17 protein-coding genes and 2 pseudogenes are annotated in these 21150 nt (G+C 61.9%); 6 read left to right on the top strand and 13 right to left on the bottom strand.

From position 1 onward, the window contains the following. Positions 1-277 precede the first annotated feature (277 nt). The 11 genes and pseudogenes from F8197_RS05990 to F8197_RS05940 all read right to left on the bottom strand — a co-directional run. On the bottom strand, positions 278-1021 hold the full coding sequence (locus tag F8197_RS05990) for a nucleotidyltransferase domain-containing protein (protein WP_193333344.1): 744 nt from the start codon (positions 1019-1021) through the stop codon (positions 278-280). Next, a complete protein-coding gene (locus tag F8197_RS28515) occupies positions 1018-1644 on the bottom strand; it encodes a hypothetical protein (RefSeq protein WP_193333343.1) in 627 nt (208 codons plus the stop codon). The genes F8197_RS05990 and F8197_RS28515 overlap by 4 nt, the downstream gene beginning before the upstream one ends. A gap of 197 nt (positions 1645-1841) precedes the next feature. Next, entirely contained in the window at positions 1842-3032 is a 1191-nt protein-coding gene (locus F8197_RS05980) for a hypothetical protein (RefSeq protein ID WP_152880712.1), read from the bottom strand. A gap of 12 nt (positions 3033-3044) precedes the next feature. Continuing rightward, positions 3045-4190, bottom strand: a complete 1146-nt coding sequence (locus tag F8197_RS05975; protein ID WP_152880710.1) for a PD40 domain-containing protein — start codon at positions 4188-4190, stop codon at positions 3045-3047. 89 nt (positions 4191-4279) lie between these two features. Next, positions 4280-5047: a helix-turn-helix transcriptional regulator gene (locus F8197_RS28825; protein ID WP_227012127.1), complete on the bottom strand. Its 768-nt coding sequence runs from the start codon at positions 5045-5047 to the stop codon at positions 4280-4282. Continuing rightward, positions 5040-6581, bottom strand: a complete 1542-nt coding sequence (locus tag F8197_RS05965; RefSeq protein WP_152880708.1) for a TolC family protein — start codon at positions 6579-6581, stop codon at positions 5040-5042. Before F8197_RS05965 ends, F8197_RS28825 begins: the two co-directional genes overlap by 8 nt. Continuing rightward, positions 6571-7731, bottom strand: a complete 1161-nt coding sequence (locus F8197_RS05960) for an HlyD family type I secretion periplasmic adaptor subunit (protein WP_229214464.1) — start codon at positions 7729-7731, stop codon at positions 6571-6573. The genes F8197_RS05965 and F8197_RS05960 overlap by 11 nt, the downstream gene beginning before the upstream one ends. A gap of 206 nt (positions 7732-7937) precedes the next feature. Further along, positions 7938-10172, bottom strand: coding sequence for a type I secretion system permease/ATPase (locus F8197_RS05955; protein ID WP_373996804.1), 2235 nt, complete (start codon positions 10170-10172; stop codon positions 7938-7940). 343 nt (positions 10173-10515) lie between these two features. Next, on the bottom strand, positions 10516-10722 hold the full coding sequence (locus tag F8197_RS05950) for a hypothetical protein (protein WP_152880704.1): 207 nt from the start codon (positions 10720-10722) through the stop codon (positions 10516-10518). A 49-nt stretch (positions 10723-10771) separates the two neighbouring features. Continuing rightward, entirely contained in the window at positions 10772-11008 is a 237-nt protein-coding gene (locus F8197_RS05945) for a hypothetical protein (protein ID WP_152880702.1), read from the bottom strand. A 91-nt stretch (positions 11009-11099) separates the two neighbouring features. Further along, positions 11100-11963 (bottom strand): annotated as a pseudogene (locus F8197_RS05940) (toprim domain-containing protein); the annotation flags it as partial. A gap of 61 nt (positions 11964-12024) precedes the next feature. On the opposite strand from F8197_RS05940, the gene F8197_RS05935 reads away from it, so the two are divergent. The 4 genes and pseudogenes from F8197_RS05935 (at position 12025) to F8197_RS05925 (ending at position 14412) form a co-directional block, all read left to right on the top strand. Continuing rightward, the gene (locus tag F8197_RS05935; protein WP_152880700.1) at positions 12025-12897 is read left to right on the top strand and encodes an MBG domain-containing protein; all 873 of its coding nucleotides are present in this window, start codon (positions 12025-12027) and stop codon (positions 12895-12897) included. 132 nt (positions 12898-13029) lie between these two features. Continuing rightward, positions 13030-13119, top strand: a pseudogene (locus F8197_RS29430) (sulfotransferase); the annotation flags it as partial. Positions 13120-13162: 43 nt separating this feature from the next. Further along, entirely contained in the window at positions 13163-13861 is a 699-nt protein-coding gene (locus tag F8197_RS05930; protein WP_227012090.1) for a sulfotransferase, read from the top strand. Positions 13862-13887: 26 nt separating this feature from the next. Continuing rightward, entirely contained in the window at positions 13888-14412 is a 525-nt protein-coding gene (locus tag F8197_RS05925; protein WP_152880698.1) for a hypothetical protein, read from the top strand. Positions 14413-14473: 61 nt separating this feature from the next. Here F8197_RS05925 and F8197_RS05920 read toward each other — a convergent pair whose 3' ends face one another. Beyond that, positions 14474-15835, bottom strand: a complete 1362-nt coding sequence (locus F8197_RS05920) for an enolase C-terminal domain-like protein (RefSeq protein WP_152880696.1) — start codon at positions 15833-15835, stop codon at positions 14474-14476. A 218-nt stretch (positions 15836-16053) separates the two neighbouring features. Between F8197_RS05920 and F8197_RS05915 the strand changes: the two genes are divergently transcribed. Both F8197_RS05915 and F8197_RS05910 read left to right on the top strand, forming a co-directional pair. Beyond that, positions 16054-16788 (top strand): GntR family transcriptional regulator, encoded by a 735-nt coding sequence (locus tag F8197_RS05915; protein WP_152880694.1) that lies wholly within the window; start codon positions 16054-16056, stop codon positions 16786-16788. 93 nt (positions 16789-16881) lie between these two features. Next, entirely contained in the window at positions 16882-19839 is a 2958-nt protein-coding gene (locus tag F8197_RS05910; RefSeq protein WP_152880692.1) for a sensor histidine kinase, read from the top strand. Here F8197_RS05910 and hmgA read toward each other — a convergent pair. Next, positions 19834-21135, bottom strand: coding sequence for a homogentisate 1,2-dioxygenase (gene hmgA / locus F8197_RS05905; RefSeq protein ID WP_227012089.1), 1302 nt, complete (start codon positions 21133-21135; stop codon positions 19834-19836). The genes F8197_RS05910 and hmgA overlap by 6 nt on opposite strands. Positions 21136-21150: the final 15 nt, after the last annotated feature.

The following is a 21150-nucleotide window of genomic DNA, read 5'->3' as shown; positions in this document are numbered from 1 at the left end:
GGGCGACCTGGCTGCTTGACCGGGCTACGAAAAGAGGAAAAATCCAGCGCGTGCTGGTGACGGAGGTGTATCAGTTTTAAATCGCTGCGAGCGCCAAAACTGTATCAGTTTTCAATCGCTGTTGACAGTGTCAACGGCGATTTAAAACTGATACAGTTCGATGAGGAAAAGACGCTGTATCCCGGACGGTTCCAGGCCACAGGAGAAATCGGTTGATGGAGACTTCCAGCCATTGGTGATCTTGTGCCGATTGAATTGAACGCAGAAAATCGGATAGCTACAAACGCAGAGGAAGTCGGCGTATTTTCCCCAGTGGGATCGTGTAATCAGACACAAGTGGCCCGCCATGCTGCGCCAGTACACGATCGCCGACTAGGGCCAGGGCGGTAGCGTCGTTGGTCCGCACAGCGAGCTCAAATGCTGATTCCAGATCGTGCAACAGATCCGGAGCCTCCGTGGCCAGTGCGCGGCGCCAGTGCTTCCTTGTGTGGCCGCCGACTCCCCGGCTGCGCAGCATGGAAGTGGAAGCCGACATGAATAATTCAATCGCAAGTGACGTCAGTTCCCGTTGCTGTGTTGCTGCGCGTAGGTCGCGTAGCAAGTTGGTCATTGCCACGCGAAAGGGCAGGAGGCCGCAATCCGGCAACAACTGCGGGGGTAGTGGCGCCAGCTTGAGCCGCTGGGCGGTACGTCTCAGGTAGTCGGAAACCTCCGTTTCCTTGGGCAGCGTGATGCTGGTGCACACGATATCGATGATCACCGTCTGCTGGTTTTGTCGGCCTGCATGCAACAGGTAATGCAAAGATTGAGCATCGTAGACGAAAACATCAAATATTTTTCCGGCGTCGACGAACGACTGCCGGTACGGCGCGGTCTCTTCGGCGTAGACCACAATCAGATCGATATCGGAGTCGGCGCGCGCAGCGCCGCGCAGGCTTGAACCATGCAACAAGACAAACGCGTGGCCGGGATACCGCGCTCGGACAATTCTGTCAACCCGGTCGCGAAGATCGGCGGTCATGCTGCAGGTCTGGCAGGCGAGGTTGCAGCGGGGGCACGAAAGTGCGCCGGGAACTGGAAGCTGAAGCCAGCGGTCAACGGACCACCGATTTCCTGCAGAACCTGGTACCCGATGGTTAGCAGATCCGCAGCGTCCTGGCCGATAAAAAGTCGGTCGCACGCGCCGGTCAGCAGACTGCCGAATGCTGGTGCCAGCTTTTGCACCGAACGCGCAATGTTTCCAAACTCGCACGGGAAGCGGCCACGGTGCAGCAGGTAGGCATTGATAATCTCGCGATACAAGCTCATTGCGAGCCATCGGCAGACTTCCTGGCTCTCGCATGCCGCAAGATCACTCAACAGCTCCGTCAACTGATGGCGTACCAGTATCCAGTTGGGATCAGTTGGCCCGGCAGCAAGCATGGCCCTTGCGCCGGCATGTATATCCTCATAAATCGCGTCTGCTGGCCCGAATGGCTTCCCATGCGCAACCATGTGCAACGTTGGAATGGGGCCGGCGCGGCGCTCACCCGCCAGCGTAAAGGTCAGCGTTTCCGGATCATGGATATGGAGGTCGAAGAGATATCCCTCCTGCTGGAAAACCATGCGCCGGGCGCTGAAAACCTGGCGTTCGACTACCAGCATGTCGACGTCCGATTCGCTATGCGCATTTCCCGTCGCGTGCGATCCGCATAACAGGGAAAACAGCACATCGCGGCAGCGGCTGCCAACGACCTGCCTGAGTATTCGCGAGGGGGGCGCTGTCACATGGCGACGCGGTCCCTGCGGTCCGTAGCGGGCGGAAGCCGCCATGTCATGCAAGATGTCGCCGGCCATGGTGTTTATCGCGACATCGCCAGAAGGTCAGAACCCCGCCACGATGTCCGTGCGGCGGGGTCCGGGACGGCGCTCGTACTGAAGGAGAAGCCATCAATAACGCCCTCGGAGCGCGTGCCGAAGGCGGCGATCGACTGAATTAACTGCTCGACCGACACCGGGGTTGCCGATGACACCTTCACCGATGCGTGCCGGATGCCGCCATGGCCCGCGCCAACAGTCGGTGTATCGTCAAGCTCTTCGAAGGTGAAGCCAACGTTACGGCTGTCGCCTCCTTCATGGCGGAATCCGTACGCGCCGGAATAGCAACTCGGCGTATAGTAAAACTCGACCGTGTTGTCGTAGCCTTCGACATAGTTGTTCTCGTAGTCGGTGTAGCAGAAGTTGATCTCCGAGTCGTTCGCCGAGACGGTGGTATTGTTGGTGTAAACGTTAATCTCATCCTGGCCCGCAGCATGCACCGTATTGCCCGGCTGGTCGATCGCGACGGTCGAGTCTTCAGCAACCCATACCTCGGCATTGGCATGCGATACGGACTCGCCATCGCCATTGGCGAATGCAGCGACGCTGCCATCGAGTGCCGTAACGTATCCGACCTCGCCTGCGCTGTCCTCGAAAGCAGAGGAAATCGTTTCGGAAAACAACGTTGAGCCATCATCGAGCGTGGTTTGACTCGTCATCAGGAGGTGGCCGGTGTCATCAAGCGTCAGCGTGCCGGTGGTCCCGAACTGGTCAGTGTAACTGAGCGGCACACCACTGCGTTGACGGATAAAATCCGACATTCCCTGAAGCATGTTCTGGATTTCGCCCTTGAAACCATTGTAGGTATCGATAGTCATGACCTTGGCCGAGAATGCCTGGGCAGCAAGCCCTGCGTAGGCGATTCCCGCCGCATCGAGCTGCATTTCAGGCGGCGTATTCGGCAAGGCGTTTTGCGCCAACAGGCTACTGATGCCGCGTAATAAAGCAATATCCGCGTCAACGATGATACGCGCCGAATTTGCCGCATCGTTCGCAGCATACCCGTACTGGATATCATGATCGCGGCAGAGCGCATCCATGGCGTCGATGGGGGCCGCGCTGTAGTCGCCCCCCCGCTGTCCCCCTGTCCAGCCAGGACCGCAGTAGTTGCCGTAGACTGGGACATAATCACTGGCGCGAAACGTTGTTCCCGGGATGATCGAAATTCCTGGCATGGCGCAATCTCCTCAATGGCTGGTTAAAAATAGTCTGGAAAAATCGAGTTGAAAAACCCTGTCGTCGCCACTGAAAGTATCGATGCGGTGAAAAGCGGGAGTCCTGTATGCATCCCCCGGCTCGGGTACGGGTACGACCGCCAGGTAACGTCCGTCAGGCGTGACGTCGAAACCTTTGAACTGCACGGTATTGAAGTGAGTGAGGCGGCGAAAACTTCGGTCCGGTTCCATGACGAACACGTCGCGGATGTAGTGTCTGATCTTCCGATTCTGCGGGTACTCACGATGGCGCATGACGGCAAACAAACGTTGCGTACCGGCCGCCACCCGCACTGCTTCGATCTCCTGTTGCTGCTGCCATGGCAGGATCGCGCCGCCCGTGTAGTCAAAACTGACGAAAGGAACGAGCGCATTGGACGTGTCACCGGGGATATACAGCAAGCTGTTGTTCTGCATACCCCATAGCGCCTTGTCCGCTTGCGGCGCATTCGGGACATACGTGGCAGGTGCTGGCTGTGTGCCAACAAGGTAGCGCAGCGGAGCTTGGCCGGTTAGATAGAATTTTTCGGCGTAATAGCCCACGCTGGAAACCTGGTAGAACTGCGTGTTGAACACCTGTCTCGGCGCGCTGCCATCGAGACGAACTTCATACACGTCGAAGTCTGTCGGTCGACGCGAGTCTCGCACGCGGCCCTTGCCAAACACGAGACGCTGCCCGTCAGGCGAAAACGAGAACGGGCCATGGGCACTCCCATCGGCCGCGACAATCGTCCGGCGTTCGCTACCGTCGTCACGCATCACATCGATGCGCGAGGTTTCTTCCTGCACGCGGCCGTCGCCGCCGATGGCGCAACTATTGATGGCGATCCATTTGCCGTCAGCAGAAAAAACAGGCCACCGCCAGCGCTCGTTTGCGGGCTGGGCAATGATCTGCATCGCGCCGCTGCCTGTATCTGCCAACACCAGGCGGTGATTGGATGCGTTGCGGTACTGGATGACAAACCGCGTTCCCTTGCTGTCCATCGCCAGGTATTCGATGGCCTGGCCCTCCTGTGCGAGAGCGCAGACGCAAGAGCATGCCAGCGTAACGAGCATGAGGACGTGGTGCACCATGCGTTGTCCCAATGCTGCCGAAAAACGTGCCATAGAAGTCTTCATAGGTAATCCTTTCGACGCAACAAAGTAACCGTCATGCAGCAAGCTTATCGCCGCTTGCCGGGACGCGGCAATGGCACGTTGGTGCCGGTTTACAGCACGCGCAAGCCGTAGCCGTCTCTCATGCGAGCTTCCTCTTCCAGAGCGATCCGGACGAGCTGGACGCGGTTGGAGACGCCAAGCTTTTGAAAGATATTGGTCAGGTGGTGTTTCACTGTGATTTCGCTGATGAAAAGCAGCTGGGCGATTTCGTTATTCAGCTTTCCCTGGCCCACCCATGCCAGCACTTCCCGCTCACGCGGAGACAAGCCCGCCAGCGGTGACGTATCCTGAAGTTGCGGCGAGAGCGGTCCAACCAGCCGGCACATGGTTTCGTGCAGAATGGGCGCAAGTTCCTTGAGCTGAAGGGCATGGCTGGCGCCGAGGCGGCCGGGGATGCGGTGAAAACTGTGATAGGTGCCCATGCACCGCTGCGTGTCGTACACGGCATGCGCAGCTGCATTGCGCATGTCGGCAGCGCGAAAGTTGGCCAGCCAGTCCGGCGGGGTATCAGGCTCGGGGGCGGATGCGTCGAATAACTGCGGTTCACGGGTTATCAGCCACCTTCGCAGGATCGGTGTGTCGATGCCGCCGGCTGCGTTGCAAATGTTACGCAGGTGCGCCAGCGGATAGTCGACCGCGATGATGCCATCGATCGCCACGCCACCGGCATGCAAGCGGCCGTACCCACATCCGAGCGCGCCATGTGGAAATACCCGGCGCAGCCTGGTGCGCGTCCAGTCCTTGAATTGTGCTACCGATCTCAAGGAGGATGCCTCAGAGGCCAGCGTTTCAGTGTCCAGAAATTTTTGGTCAGTCATGTCGTTCAAAGGTTGCGTCCTGCATTAACGAAAAGCCGAGCAGTCCTGCGGAGGCCATCAGCCTCATCCTGGCGGCGCGCCATTCGGCCAGGCAGCGGGTCCGCTCCCGGTGTGCTTCGGAAGCGGCGCGTTCCGCAGTAAGCAGCTCCTGGATATCAGCGACGCCACCCGCATATTTTCGGTTTACACTGTGCAGCGCCTCATCGGCTGCTTCAATCAGCTGCCTTGAAGCTCGCAGGTTGCTGATGGCGGTGCGCGCCTCGGTATGAAGGTTGACGACGTCAAGTACGATAGACTGGCCGGTGTTGTCCATCACTGCCTGCTCCTGCTGTTCCTGGGCGCGCGCCTGCTTGATACGGTAGCCGCGCGCGAACCCGTCAAACAGGGGGAAGCTGACCGCGATCCCCAGCGTGCTGACGTGCGACGGGTTCCTGGACAGGCCTTGTCCAGGGTAGCCATTGCGGTAAGCATTGATGGATAAATCTATCGCCGGCGCACCTTCGACCTGCGCTGCCGCCAAGGCGGCGCTGGCAGCACGCCAGCGTGCCTGAGCCGCGTGCATGGCTGGATGATGCGAGCGCGCCGCAATCAGCCAGCTGTTCAGGTCACCCACAACATCTTCGCTGACGGTCTCCAGGCCGGGCTCGCCATTCTCCTCATCGTTGTCGAGTGCAAGCACCAGCGGCAAGTCTACCGGCCGCCCCATCCTGATGTTGAACGCCATCGCCAGCTTGTCGTATGCGCTGTGGGCCCGCCCCTGGTCCAGCCGGGCCTTGGCATGTGCGGCAATTGCCTGCAGGGCGTCTCCGCGGGACGCTGTGCCTGCACTTTCGCGACGCATGGCGCTGGCCACCGTTTGCTCGGCCAGCTGAGATGCGTGGATGCTGTCCTGCCAAGCGCTGCGGGCAGTGCCAGTGTCAAAATAGGCTTGCACGGTTTCTGCAAACATTTTTTGCAAAGTCGCATCGTGTTCAGCCAGCGCAGCAAGCAATAACTCGTTTGCCTTCCGTTGCTGCGCTGAGCGGGTGCCAAAATCGAACAGGCGCCAGTTCATGCCTATCGACATGCCATAGCCGCGAACCGAAGTCCGCATCTCATCCGCGTTGGTGCTATCCGTGCGCTGCCGACTGGCCTGTGTCGAAATCGTTGGCAGGTAGGCTGCGCGCGCCTCTCCCAAGGCACCGGCGCGAAGCTTGATGCCTGCCCACGTGGAAACCAGGTCAGGGCTACGGCATATAGCGAGCTCGACTGCAACGGCGAGCGTCAGCGGGGACGCTGCGTTAGTTTCCTCCGCGCACTTTGGCGCAGTGCCGTCGGCGGTTGCTCCATAACGCTGCGCGGCTTCAGGCATTGCGGAGAGTGGATCGGCCAGCCATTTGCTGAATACCTGGCCATGGGGTGATATCGATGCAGGCGGGACGATGGTGTTCGACGGCCGCGCTGCGCAGTCGGTCGGGGACGTCCACAACGTCATACACGCGAGCGTGATCGGCGCCAGGTGCCCGCCTGCGATCAGCGCCAGCTTACCGTTCACGCATGGCCTCGCTGGTGTGGCGTATCAGTGGCGAGAGCACGTAATCGATCAGGCGCCTGTCTCCCGCCTTGATTTCGACGTTCACAGCCATGCCTGGAACTAGCGGGCGCGGGTGGCCGTCCACCATGATCGAGTTTTTCAGCAGCCTCACCCTGGTGGCGTAGACGGGCCCTTTCTTCTGATCTTCCATCGCATCGCCAGCGATTTGCTCCACCACTGCCGGAATTGTTCCATGTTTGCTGTAGTCGAAAGTCTCGATTTTCGCGACAGCTGTCTGGCCCTGCTGAACATAGCCTATGTCACGGTTGTCGATATAGGCTTCAATTTCCACTGCGTCACCTAGCGGTATGATTTGCATTAATGGCTGTGCGGCGGCGACCACGCCACCTACCGTGTGCATGGTGAGCTGCTGCACGGTTCCGTCCACGCTGGCGGTCAGTTGCATGAGCATCCTGCGCACCTCCGCCCGCGCCACATCCTGGCGCGTCGCTTCGATAACAGCCGTGGCCTCGCTAAGCTGGTCGAGCGCCTCCCGCCGCGTTTCCGACAGCAGTTGCTGGCGCATATTCCTTGCGCCTGCGAGCTGCCCCTGCAGGTCGACGCGCGCCTGCTCCTGCTGTGACCATGCATGTCGGGCTACATCGCGATCCTGCAGCAGTGCGTGCAGCTCTTCTGCACGGGCTGCCGCGAGCGGCAAGGCTTGCTGGCAACGCGCAATCTCATCATCAAGCCGCTGGCGCTTCGCCACGAAGTCCAGGTAGCTGCCGTCGAGATGGCGTTGCTCGGCGCGCCACCGTTCGGGAGCGATATCCATCGCGGCTCCCGGTGCTTGCGCATGCGCAGTCAGTACCGGCCGGCTGGACCGCTCCAGCGCGGCGACCATTGCTGCGGCGCGAGCAGCCTGCAGCGTGGCGCGCTGCAGATCTGCCTTCGCTTTGCCGCTGTCTGCTTCGGTGACACCTGCATCGAGTTCGAGCAACAATTCTCCTGCTTTGACCGCCTGTCCTTCTCTCACATGAATGGCCCGGACACTCGCGGTTTCAACGGAGGCAACTGTCTTTACCCGGCTGCTCGGGATGACTTTACCAGCAGCGACGACGACGATGTCCACGCGTCCGACGATGGCCCAGGCAACTGAAGTGACCGTCATTATCAGGACGGTCCTGGCACTCCACCGTATAGTGGGAGAGACAGGCTGTTCGATCAGTGACAACGCAGCCGGAAGAAATTCTGCTTCTGTGCTCCTGTAAGTCCCCGGTGCCATGTGCCGACGGTTTTGCCAATGGTGGGCAGTGAGCCTGACGTACCGCAGCAGCAGTTCACCGTGCGCCTGAAGACGAAGACGAAGACGCACGCTCACTGAGCTGCTCCGGCAGCCTGGCTGCCGATCGACTGCAACTGATGCAACTGGGCGTACAGACCGCCCGGATGCGTCATCAGCTCCGCATGTGATCCTGTTTCGATGATTTCTCCACGCTCCAGTACGACGATCCGGTCTGCATGGCGCACAGTCGATAGCCGGTGCGCGATAATCAGCACGGTGCGTCCCTGGCTGATGCGCCGCATATTGTTCTGGATGATGCTTTCCGACTCATAGTCCAGTGCGCTTGTGGCTTCATCGAAGATCAGGATGCGCGGGTTCGTCAACAGCGCGCGGGCAATGGCAATCCGCTGCCGCTGGCCACCCGAGAGTCCGTTGCCAAACTCGCCGATGATGGTATCGTATCCCTCGGGCAGCTCACAGATGAACTCATGCGCACCGGCCAGGGTGGCGGCAGCGACCACGGCTTCCAGCTGGCAGGCAGGGGCAGTTACGGCAATATTTTCACGGATGCTGCGGGCGAATAGCATGTTCTCCTGGAGCACCACACCGATCTGGCGACGCAGCGATGCGGCATCGACCAGCGCGAGATCGTGGCCGTCTACCATGACACGGCCGCAGTCTGGAACGTAAAGGCGCTGAACCAGCTTGGTCAGCGTGCTTTTTCCTGAGCCGGAGCGTCCCACGATACCAATGACCTCACCAGGACAGATTCGCAGGTGCAGGTTGCGGATAACCTCGGGCATGTCGGGACGGTAACGGAAGGAGACTGCCACGAAGTCAATTGCACCTTGCAGTTTCGGGATGCGGCTTTTTCGCGAACCAAGCTCGGTGGGGGCGTTGAGCACATCACCGAGGCGGCGCATCGAGATGCCCACCTGCTGAAAATCGTTCCATAGTTGTGCCAGCCGAAGCACCGGCATCGATACTTGCGACGCCAGCATGTTAAAGGCGACCAGCTCACCCACGGTCAGATCGCCCGCCAGAGCCAGGTTGGCGCCTATCCATAAGATGCCGACGGTGGTCAGCTTGCCGATCAGCGTCACCCCGTTGCTGGCAACAGTTGACGCCACGGTGGCGGAAAGGCCGGCGGTCACATATCCGGCTAGCTGCTTCTCCCATGACTGCTGCCAGCGCGGCTCGATGGCCAGCGCCTTGACTGTATCGATGCCGCTGATGGTTTCGACCAGGAATGACTGATTCTCGGCGTTCCTGCTGAATTTGATGTCAAGCCGCCGTCGTATGAGCGGGGTGAACGCCAGCGTGAGGATGAAATAACACGGCAACGACGCGGCTACGACTAATGTCAGTTTCAGGCTGTACGCGAACATCACGGCAAAAAACACGAACGAGAAGCTAAGGTCCAGCAGTACGGTGATGGCATTGCCTGTCAAAAACGCCCGGATATTTTCGAGTTCCCGGATACGGGCGACAGAATCGCCGACTCTGCGGGTCTCGAAATAGCTTAGAGGAAGGGCTAGCACGTGCCTGAACAGTCGCGCACCCAGCTCAATGTCGATCTTGCTGCTTGTATGGGAAAACACGTAACTGCGGATACCGGTGAGTACGACCTCGAACACTACGGCGCACACCAGGCCGATGACGATCACGTCCAGCGTCTTCATCGCATGGTTGACGAGTACCTTGTCCATGATCACCTGGAAAAACATGGGCGTGATCAATGCAATGATTTGCAACACCAACGAAATGGCAAGGATCTCCGCCAGCAGGCGTCGGTACTTGATAACGGACGGAATGAACCAGGTGAAATCGAATTTGGCCACCTCGCCGGCGAAACTGGCTTTGCTGGTGAAAAGGATCAGCCATCCGCTCCATTGCTCCGCGAATGTCTTCATGTCGACTATCTGCACGGGCTCGTTCGCATGCTGTATCAGAATCCGCGCCAGGCCGACGTCTGCCTCCATATTGTCGCGTTGCGCTGCATGGTCATTGCCGGACTGGCGCGCCGGACGATGCTCTATTTTTGCCACGATGAAGTAGCGGCCGTCGTCACTTTTCGCAATGGCAGGGAGGGGGGCCTTGCCGAGCCGCGCAAACGGCTGTTGCAGAATACGTGTCTTCATGCCAAGGCTGCCCGCTGCCAGTTGAATCTCTTCATCGGAGAAGGCCGGCCCACGGCTGAACCCATGTTTTAACTGCGCCGCATCGGCAGCGATACCATGAAACCCGGCGATCGTGATCAAACTAATGAGTCCGCTATCTGGCGGTATCGGGGCGTCCCCTGGCGGGGCATGGGGTGCTTGCTGGATATATTCTGCAGCTGCCACGTTCACTCCACGTCGACTTATTGAACAGTCCGCTTAAGACCATCATTCAATGAACGCGAAGTATGTTATCCCGGTAGTTTTATTTTTCCAACTTTAAAATTTCTTGAATGTTGTTTTATTTTGGCAAGCTCAACAGTTAGCCAGCAGCAAAACCTCCGGTTATTCCAGTTATTAGTGCAGCCTGCCGCCGCTGCCCGTCGAAGGGTCACGAGCGGTCCGGATCTGAGCGACTTGCTGACGGCCTGACCGGAGACGACCAGTTGCTGCGTCAGCTCCTGTAAGGCGATCAGGTGCGCATTGTTCAAGCCCGGGGCGGCGCGCCTGCTCACGCGAAGACGTGTTCGCGCGTGAAGGCTTCATTGTCGGACGTTCCGGGATTGATGAAGCGTTCAGGTACGGGGTAGCGGCCGCGCAGCGTGGAACGAACAGTCTGCTTGATGTCGTCGATCAGCGAGGTTTTGCCGGAGCCATCAGGTCCGACACACATCATCACGTGCGGCGCCTGGATGGCGGAGTATTTTTGATCGGACATATGCCAACGCCGCTGGACGTATGCAGACGCGCCCGAGGGATGGCAGATATTATTTTATCCCAGCAAGGCGCTTGCTGACCGAGCTGGCCAGGTCCGAGGTGACGGCCTTGGAAGCATCGCGTTTTGGCGCGTTCGTCGTGCGCAGCTTGATCTCTGCCAGCGTCTTTTCCATGTTGCCGAGGATCGCTCTGTCCCATTCAGCCACGGTGGCGCCAAGAAACGGCGCATCGCCGCGCAATACGCCCGGGGACTCGAACCTGCGAGGTCCGCGAATCTTGAGTGTCATGATGGTCTCCCTTCAATTGACGTATGCATTTCATTATAGTCCAGGTTTTCAGCCACCGGCCCGGCCAGTGCCACCGGACCGGTGCTGAAGATTACGCAATGGCAGCCGCACGCTTGCGCTTCGGCTTGAGCCCCACCGATTCTTCCTGCGCCGGCGTGAGTGCAACCTCCTGTTCATGCACCGCAGCCTGACGGTGGCTGTTCACGACGTCGTTCACGGCCGAGCGTACCTGGCGCTCGACACCAGCCATGCCCAGCGAACTCTTGTTGGCCAGGTCGTTAAAGTCGGTGAACTGCTTCATCCGGTTAAGCGCATCGGTCTGCTCCTCGCTCAGAGCGTTCAACCCGTTCCTGTGCTGGCGGAATGCGCTGACGGTCACCGGCTCCACGCCCGCCGGAAAACTGTTCTCGCCGGGCGCGAAGATCGGCAGCAGCACCTTGCCGCCGACCAGGCTTGCCGCTTCCTCCGCCTTGGTCCGGCCCGGGTTGGCGCCCTGGGTCGCGACCAGATGGCGGTCATCGTCGCCAGCGATCACCACTGGCTTGTCCGGGAACTTGTTGTGCAGCGCCCGCGCCACCTGCGCCAGATTGCCCGCATCGAATGCCGACACCGTCGCAAATCCGAGCGCCTGCTTGAGCGTCGCTGCCGTGGCATAACCCTCGGCGATGACAAGGACAGGGGCGGCAGCCAGCTGCTGCATGCCGCCGACGGCGTGGAAGCAGCCGTCCTTCCTGCTGTCCTTTGCGAAGCGCTTGGTGCCGTCCTCCTGGATGTACTGCATGCTCCACTGCTTGCCATCGGCATCGACCGCCGGCACGTAGGTCTTCCCGCCATCCTTGTCGGTCAGCGCGCCGGCGTGCGGGGCGATGCCCTTGGCCTGCATGTACGGCGTCGGCTCGTCCACCGGCACGAGCTTCTGCATTTGCCGCGCGACGCGTGCTGCCGCCTGCTCCTGGCGGCGCGATACGTCGGCGACGTTTACCGACAAGAACGCGGCCACCGCCAAGGCGGTGACGGTGACCGGCACGACGCTGGTCGATACCAGCACCGGCCTGGCCAGCAACTATACGGTCAGCAACCCGACCGGCTTGACGGCCAGCATCACGCCGGCCAGCCTGCTGGTGCGCGCCACGAATGCCGCGTCGCGTGTGTACGACACCACCACCAATGCCAGCGTGACCCTGGGCGACAATCGTATCGCCGGCGACGTGCTGACCATCAGCAACAGCGGCGCCAGCTTTGCCCACAAGAACGCCGGCGCCAACAAGACGGTGACTGTAAACGGCATTGCGCTCGGCGGCGCGGATGCTGACAACTATATTGTCAACACCACGGCGACCACCACGGCCAGCATCACGCAGGCCGCCCTGGGAGTCAAAGTGGACAATGCCGAGAAAGACCAGGGCCGCGCCAATCCGGCCTTCACGGCCAGCTACACGGGCTTGCTGGGCGGCGACACGCTGGCGAACGAAGTCAGCGGCAACCTGGCGTTCAGCACGCCGGCGACCACCGGCTCGCCAGCGGGCAGCTACGTGGTGTCCGCAGCCGGCCAGGCGTCCACCAACTATGCGCTGACCTATACGCCGGGCGTACTGACGGTCAATCCGACCGAGGCGCTGCAAAGCGCGGTGGCCAGCGTGATCTCGGCGGTCAATCTGGCGCCATCGCAAGGCAATATGGTGCAGGCCGAGGTGGTGGCGAAAGGCGAAACTGTCACCAGCAAGGAAGATGTGGTGCAGAGCAACCAGCCGCAGCAGGGCAGCGCGCCGGTGGTGCAAACGACTGCCTCGGTGAACAGCAATGTCTTGCCAGGCTTGCGCCTGAGCGTGGTCGATACGGGCCTGCGCTTGCCGATGGAGACTGGCAACACCAGCATCGAAAGCCAGTAAGCATGCGCTAACGGGCTTGCCGCTTGAAGTGCCGCTTCGTGAACCATGCGAAGCGGCGTTTTTTTTGCCTCCCCGCCATCTGCCGGCACCCTATAATCAGTCCATGGCCATCTTCAATCTGACAGGAGTGCAATGACCCCCAATTTTATCGGCGTGAGCGGCTTGCCGCGCGCGGGTTCCACCCTGATGTGCCAGTTGCTGGCGCAGCATCCGGACGTGCACAGCGAAGGCAACAGGACCCCCCGTATGCAGTGCCCTGCAAAACATGCGGCGCACGATCAGCGACGATCCGTTTTTCCTGTCCCAGCTCGATACCGCTTTCGACGCCAGTTATGCTCACCTGAAGACGGCGATGCAGGGCTTTCTGCGGGGCTGGTACCAGGATTGCGGCAAGCTGGCCGTGGTCGACAAGAACCGCGCCTGGCTGCACGCGGTGGAAATGCTGCTGCAACTGGCGCCGGAAGCGAAGCTGATTGTCTGCGTGCGTGAACTGGGGCAGGTATATGGCTCGGTCGAAGCCCAGCAACAGCGTACCATCCTGCTCGATTTTATCGATCATCTGGCCGACTACGACCGCTTGGGCCGCGCCGACATGCTGTTCGCCAAGGACCGCGCCATCGGCTCGCCCTTGAGCGCCCTGCAGGCGGTGCTGGACTTGCCTTTGGCGGTGCAGCAAAAGCTGTATGTGGTGCGTTTCGAGGATTTGATGGCACGGCCAGACGAATGCATGTCGCACCTGTATGCCTGGCTGGGTTTGGCGCCGTTCCGGATCGACCCGGACAATCTGCGCATGGGTTTGCGCGAAAGCGACAGTCACTACCGCATGAAATATCCGCAACGGCAGTTTGCCTCCATCCGCGCACCGCAGCCGCATGCGATACCGCCGCGTATCCAGCAGCAGATCGAGAGCGCTTACGGCTGGTTTTACGAGATGTATTACCCTCGCGTCGCCGCAAAGGGCTAAGTTGCAGACGGGACCTTGCCGTCGCCATGCAGGCCGACCGCAGCGTCGCCGCTTACCCTTTTGAGGGCAAGTCGATGTACCTTTGCGGTTATACGTTTGGATCCACCATGCCCTGGCCGGACCAGGCAGAAACGGCGCCCACGCTGCTGATCGATACCGCGCGTTTTCGCATTGAAGAACTGGCGCCGCATGGCGCAACACTTGATATCGACGTCAGGGAGGCCTTGGCGCGTGTGCAGGCAAGAGGATTAAAACCTTTCGCCTGCGTTAGTGCGACGTGGTGTACCCCGTGTCTGGAAATGTTTGAATCGTTCACCGATCCACGCATGGCTGCCACCCTCGAAGGTATTCATTTGCTCAAGCTCGACCTGGAGGCATGGGACCGCAAATTCGACGATCTGCACCTGCCGCAATTTGACTCGATCCCGGTATTTTTCGAGCTCTCTGCAGATGGTGTCGTTACAGGGCGCACCATCGATGGCAACGCATGGGAGGAGTCGACGCCGGAAGTCCTGGTCAAGGTACTGACCCCGTTTTTTCAGCAGGCGTGATTCCGTCCATGTCGGCGACGTCCACGGTGAGGAAAGCCCGAAGGCATCCACGCTGTGAAAATCAGCGTTTGAAGCTCGGCTGCTTCGGATCGTAAGTCCAGTCCGGCACCAGGTAGCGCATGGCGGCCGCATCGTCGCGGGCGCCGCCGGCCACTCGCTTGTACAGTTCGTGGGCGGCGTGGATCCGTTCCATGTCGGGCGTAATGCCCAGGCCCGGCCGGTCCGGCACCGCCACCTGGCCGCCGACGATCTGCAGCGGTTCCTGCGTAAGCCGTTCCTGGCCTTCCTGCCAGATCCAGTGGGTGTCGATCGCCGTGATTTTGCCCGGTGCGGCAGCGGCCACGTGGGTAAACATCGCCAGCGACACGTCGAAATGGTTGTTCGAGTGCGAGCCCCAGGTCAGGCCCCATTCGTGGCACAGCTGCGCCAGCCGCACCGAGCCCTGCATGGTCCAGAAATGCGGATCGGCCAGTGGAATGTCCACTGCGCCCAGCAGGTGCGAATGGGCCATCTGGCGCCAGTCGGTGGCGACCATGTTGGTGGCGGTGGCAATGCCGGTAGCGCGCTTGAACTCGGCCATGATCTCGCGGCCCGAGTAGCCGTTTTCGGGACCGCACGGGTCCTCCGCGTAGGCCAGCACGTGGCCCTGGCCGCGGCAGGCGGCAATCGCCTGTTCCAGCGACCAGGCGCCGTTGGGGTCGAGCGTGGCGCGGGCGTCGGGGAAGCGCGCTTTGATCGCCGCTACCGCCGCAATTTCTTCTTCCGGGCGCATCACGCCGCCCTTCAGTTTGAAGTCGCGGAAGCCGTAGCGCTCCACGCTGGCCGAGGCCAGGTCGGCAATCGCTTGCGGTGTCAGCGCCTCCTGGTGGCGCAGGCCGTACCAGCCTTGCTGGCCGTCGCCGGACAGGTAGGGCAGGTCGGTGCGCTGGCGGTCGCCGATGTAGAACAGGTAGGCGAGCATCGGCACGTGGGTGCGCTGCTGGCCGGCGCCAAGCAGTTCGCACACGGGCACGCCCAGGTGCTGGCCCAGCAGGTCGAGCAGGCCGGCTTCCACTGCCGTCACCACGTTTTCCAGGCGCAGGTTGATTTCGTGCGGCTGCTTCATGACCGCCTGTTCGCCGGCATTGGTGACCTGGTGGTTGTCCTTGCCGGCAATCGCGTCGCGCATGGTGTTCAGGGTGCGGTTGTAGCGGCCGACCTCGGTGCCAACCACGAGCGGCACGGCTTTTTCCAGCGCGCGCAGGATGCCGGCCGAGCCGGGCACTTCGCCCATGCCGGTATGGCCCGAGCTGTCTTTGAGCAACACGAGGATGCGGGTGAACCAGGGCGCATGGGCGCCGCACAGGTTCAACAACATGCTGTCGTGGCCGGCGACGGGGATAACTTGCATTTCGGTAATAACCGGAGTTTTCGATTGTTGCATATGAGTTTTAATCCACGAAAGTTGAGCTAGGATCCTAGGTAACGGAGTCGAGTGTAACGCATGTTTTGCCGCGCACGCCATCAAAATTTGAAGGTTTCAGCATGCAATGTTGTTTCGCCACTGCACGCCGCAATCGGCAATCGCCGGGCCGCGCGGGGCCTGTGCCCGGGGCGCCATGCTAAAATCGGCGCCTCCGCGACCAACTTTGACGCCCCACAATGAGTTTAGAAAGCCTGACCGCTTCGTTCCGCCTCGACCGTTCGCGCAGCGCCGCTTCCCAGGTCTATGAACATTTGCGCGAGGCCATCGTCACGCTCGCGCTGGAACCGGGCACGTCGCTGTCGCGCACCCAGGTAGCTGAAGCGCTCGACTTGTCGCCGATGCCGGTGCGCGATGCGTTGTCGCGGCTGGAAAAAGAAGGGTTGGTGGAAATTTTCCCGCAGCATTTGACGCGCGTGCGCGCCATCGACCTCGACTCGGCGCGCCAGGCCCACGTGCTGCGGTTGTCGGTCGAACTGGAAATCGTGCACGGTCTGGCCAGCACCCGCAGCGCCGACATCGACAAGTTGCTGATGGGCGCCGTAATCAAGCAGCGCGCCTGCCTGGAGGCGGACGATATCGGCGGCTTCATCCTGTTCGACCAGGAATTCCACAAGACCATGTACCACGCGGCCCAGCTGATGAGCGTATGGCACATGATCCGTGGCGCCAGCGGCAACCTCGACCGGTTGCGGCGGCTGCACGTGCCCGTCAACGGCAAGGCTCAGACCGTGCTGGAAGAACACACCGGCATCGCGCAAGCGATCGCCGCCGGCGACCCGGCCGGCGCCCAGCAGTGGGTACGGCGCCACCTGTCCGGCACCTTGACCGAACTCGACAGCTTGCGCGAAAGGTATCCCGACTACATCTTGCCGATGGCCGATTTTACGGACCGCGCCCCGGTGAATTCGTAGCCAACCGTTGTATTCCCAACCACCTCCGCCTAAAGGCATACCGCCAAAACCGGCTGTCAAATTAGAATCAATCCTTTGCTCCCAAGGATGGTCATGCGCGGATATTGCTGGAAGCTGTTGTTCGGACTGGCGCTGCTCTGGTCGTGGCATGTTGCCCACGCCCTCAATCCCGACATCCGCCTGGAAGACCTCAACCGTACCAGCTGGACCCAGAAGGATGGCGTGCCGTCCGATATTCAGAGCATGGCGCAAACCCGCGACGGCTGGCTGTGGCTCGGCACGCCCGATGGCTTGTACCGGTTCGACGGCGTCACCTTCGAACGCTATCCGCTCAAGCTGAACCAGGTGCTGGCGATGCACGCGCTCGACAATGGCGATCTGCTGGTCAGCTTCAGCCCGGAAGGCTTGCTGATTGTCCACGCCAACGGCAAGGTAACCGAGCTGTCGTCGCCGCCGCGCCAGCAGGGCGCGATACGGGCCATGGACATGGACCGCAGCGGCGCCATCTGGGCCGCCACCTTCGAGGGCGTGTACCGTTACGCCGGCGGCAAATGGGAGACCGTCGCCACTGGCCCCGACTGGGCCGACAGCGTGCAGAACGTGACCATCGACCAGTACGACCGGGTGTGGGCATCGACCCGCCATGCCTTGTACCGCTATGACCGCGAAGCGAAGAAACTGCTGCGGGTGGAGGGGGAGGGCATGGGCGGCCGGCTGCTGCAGTCGCCCGATGGCCGCTTGTGGGCCGTCGATGACAACCGCAATTTGCGCCCGGTGCCGATGCCCGCGCCGGGGCAGCAGATGCCCCGGTTGCCGGACTTTAACCAGTCGGAATCGCGCGAAGTGGCCCAGTTCGACCGCGATGGCAATTTATGGATGCTGCTGTGCCCGCAGGGCATTTGCCGCGTGGCCCGCGCCGGCAGCCTGCCCAACCGGCCGATCAATCCCGCGCAGCAGGCCACGGATCGCCTGGACCAGGCCTGGCAATTGACGGACATTGCCACCAGCGGCATGCTGGAAGACCGCGAAGGCAATCTCTGGGTGTCCACCCGGTCTGGGCTCGACCGCTTTCGCGAAAACAAGCTGATCCCTGCCAGGATTGCGGGCGCCAGCGGCGAGCTCAGCGTGACGCGCGACGATGACGGCAAGCTGTGGCTGGCCGACTGGGCCACGCGTGGCATCTGGACCATCGGCGCCGACGGCGTGGCCGTGCGCGATCCGCACCGCAGCGGCATTTCGCTGGCCCGCGACCGCGACGGCGCCGTGCTGATCGCCGGCACGCGCGACATCGAACGCATCTACCAGGGCAAATCGAGCAAGATTTCGCTGCCGATGCCGGGCGGAAAACCGGTCGATCTGACCGTGCTGGGCGTGCTCGACGACGGCAACACGTTGTGGATGGCGGCCTTGCAGACCAGCCTGATGGGCCTGAAAGACGGCCGCTGGCTGCCACGCGGCGAGTTCAACCTGCCGCAGCGCATCTATATGTCGGCAGCCGGCGGTCCGGGCCAGCTCTGGCTCAGCCATAACGACGGCGGCCTGACCTTGTACGACAATGGCAAATCGACCCGGTACGACATCGCTGCGGTCGGACTGGAGACCGGTATTTTTCCGGGGCAGCAACTGGTGGTGGGCGGCGAGCGCGGCATCGTCGTCATGCGCGACAACCGCTTCGTACAGCTGGGGCCGCTTAATTCGGAGGCGCTGCGCATGGTCAGTGGCATGGCCGTCACGCCCGACGGCGACCGCTGGCTGAACGGCGCCCGGGGCCTCGTGCATATCCGGCGCAGCGACTGGGAAAACTCGGTGCGCCAGCCATCGATCCCGCTGGTGTACGAACTGATCGATGCGCTCGAAGGCTATCCGGGGCGCGCTGCCGTGGGCAACCGGCAAACCTCGGTCTACAACATGGGCAACGGCGTGTTGTGGCTGCGCGCCACAGGCGGCCTGGTGCGGCTCGATACCAACGCCTTGCGCGCCAATACCGTCAAGCCCATCGTGCAACTGCTGCGCGTCAATACCGACCAGGGCGCCTACCCGGCGGCGGCCGTGCTGCGCCTGCCGCCCGATTCGCACAATTTCAATATCCAGTACACCGCGCCAGGTTTGCGCAAGCCGGAAGGCATGCAGTTCCAGTACAAGCTCGACGGCGTGGACCAGCAGTGGCAGGATGCCGGCACCCGCCGTGCCGCCTACTACACCAACGTGGGGCCGGGCCGCTACAACTTCAGCGTGCGCGCGGCCAACGAAGACGGCATGGCCAGCGACGTCGTGGCCTCGATGCAGATCGAGATCGCGCCCACGATCGTGCAAACCTGGTGGTTCCAACTGCTGTGCCTGGCATTGGCGCTGCTGGCGCTGTATGGCGCCTGGCGGTACCGCCTGCAAAAAGCCACGGCCGCCATCGCCAGCCAGTTGCAGGTGCGCATGGACGAGCGCGAACGCATCGCCCGCACCCTGCACGACACCTTCCTGCAAAGCGTACAGGCGCTGGTGCTGCGCGTGTATTCGGTACTGACCAAGCTGCCGGAAGGCAGCGAGCCGCGCACCCGGCTCGAAGCGATCCTCGACGAGGCCGACCGCGCCATCGAGGAAGGCCGCGACCAGGTCCAGCAATTGCGCAGCGGGCTCGATCTCGAACAGCAACTGCGCCACTGCGGCGCCAGCCTGGCCGCCGTGCACGAGGCGACCGGGTTCGAACTGATGATCGATGGCACGGCGCGGGCGCTGTCGCCGCCGGTGCAGGAAGAGCTGTGCGCCATCGCCCAGGAAGCGCTGCGCAACGCCTTCCAGCACGCGCATGCCAGCAAGGTGACCGCGCGCATCGGCTATGGCGACGACGCCCTGGTGCTGACCGTGGCCGACAACGGTCGCGGCCTCGACGACGAGGAAGTCCGCGAGCGTCTCAAGGACCGCCATTTCGGCCTGGTGGGCATGCGCGAGCGTGCGCGCCATGTTGGCGCCGCGCTCGAGATCGGCGGCGCCGCCGGCCAGGGTACCGTGGTCGAACTGAAAGTGCCGGCGCGGCTGGTGTATGCGGAAGCGCTATAAGTCGGCGCGCACTGGATCGAAGCGCTTGCGCATGCCCATCCAGCATTGCGCGTAGTCGGGTTGCAGCTGGGGCGACGCCAGCGCCTGGGCGGTGGGATGGATCACGTGGCGCGTCTCGAACATGAAGGCCATGGTGTTATCGACCTTGTGCGGCACGCTGGTGTCGCTGGCGCTGGCTTTTTCGAACGTCGGCGCGTCCGGACCGTGGCCGCTCATGCAGTTGTGCAGGCTGGCGCCGCCGGGACGAAAGCCGGTGGACTTGGCGTCGTATTGGCCGTGGATCAGACCCATGAACTCGCTGGCCACGTTGCGGTGGAACCAGGGCGGACGGAACGTGTCCTCGGCTACCAGCCAGCGCGGCGGGAAGATCACGAAGTCGAGGTTGTCCACGCCGGGCGTGTCGCTTGGCGACTGCAGGACCAGGAAAATCGACGGATCGGGATGGTCGTGGCTGATCGAACCGATGGTGTTGAAATGGCGCAGGTCGTATTTGTACGGCGCGTAGTTGCCATGCCAGGCCACCACGTCGAGCGGCGAATGGCCGATGGCGGCGCGCCAAAGGTTGCCGCAGAACTTGGCCACCAGTTCGAAGTCGCCTTCGATATCCTCGTAGTGCGCGCAGGGCGTCAGGAAGTCGCGCGGATTGGCCAGGCCGTTCGAGCCGATCGGCCCCAGGTCGGGCAGGCGCAGCAGGGCGCCGAAATTCTCGCAAATATAGCCGCGCGCCGCGCCATCCGGCAGCAGTACCTGGAAGCGGATGCCGCGCGGGATCACGGCAATCTCCTGCGGCGCGATGTCCAGCACACCCAGCTCGGTGCGCAGCAGCAGCCGGCCTTGCTGCGGCACGATCAGGAGTTCGCCGTCGGCCGAGTAGAAATAGCGACCCGCCATATCGCGGTTGGCGGCGTACAGGTGGATTGCGCAGCCCGATTGCGACGCGGCGGAACCGTTGCCGGCCATGGTCACCCAGCCGTCGATGAAGTCGGTGGGCTGCTCCGGCATGGGCAACGGATCCCAGCGCAGCTGGTTTGGCGGCGTCTCGACGAGGCCGAAGTCGGCCACGATGCGGCCGTTGTCGAGGCGCCGGAACGGCTGGTGCATGGCGGCGGGGCGGATGCGGTATAACCACGAGCGCCGGTTGTGGCTGCGCGGCGCCGTGAAAGCGGTGCCCGATACCTGTTCGGCATACAGCCCGTAGGCGGCATTCTGCGGCGAGTTGCGGTGCGCGGGCAGCGCGCCGGGCAGGGCCTCGGTGGCGAATTCGTTGCCGAAGCCGGATTGGTAGTTGGCGGTCATGGCGGTCTCCGTGGT

The sequence above is a fragment of the Duganella sp. FT27W genome, assembly GCF_009295655.1.
Classification (GTDB): Bacteria; Pseudomonadota; Gammaproteobacteria; order Burkholderiales; family Burkholderiaceae_D; genus Rugamonas; species Rugamonas zoogloeoides.
This window is presented reverse-complemented; position numbering and strand designations above follow the sequence as displayed.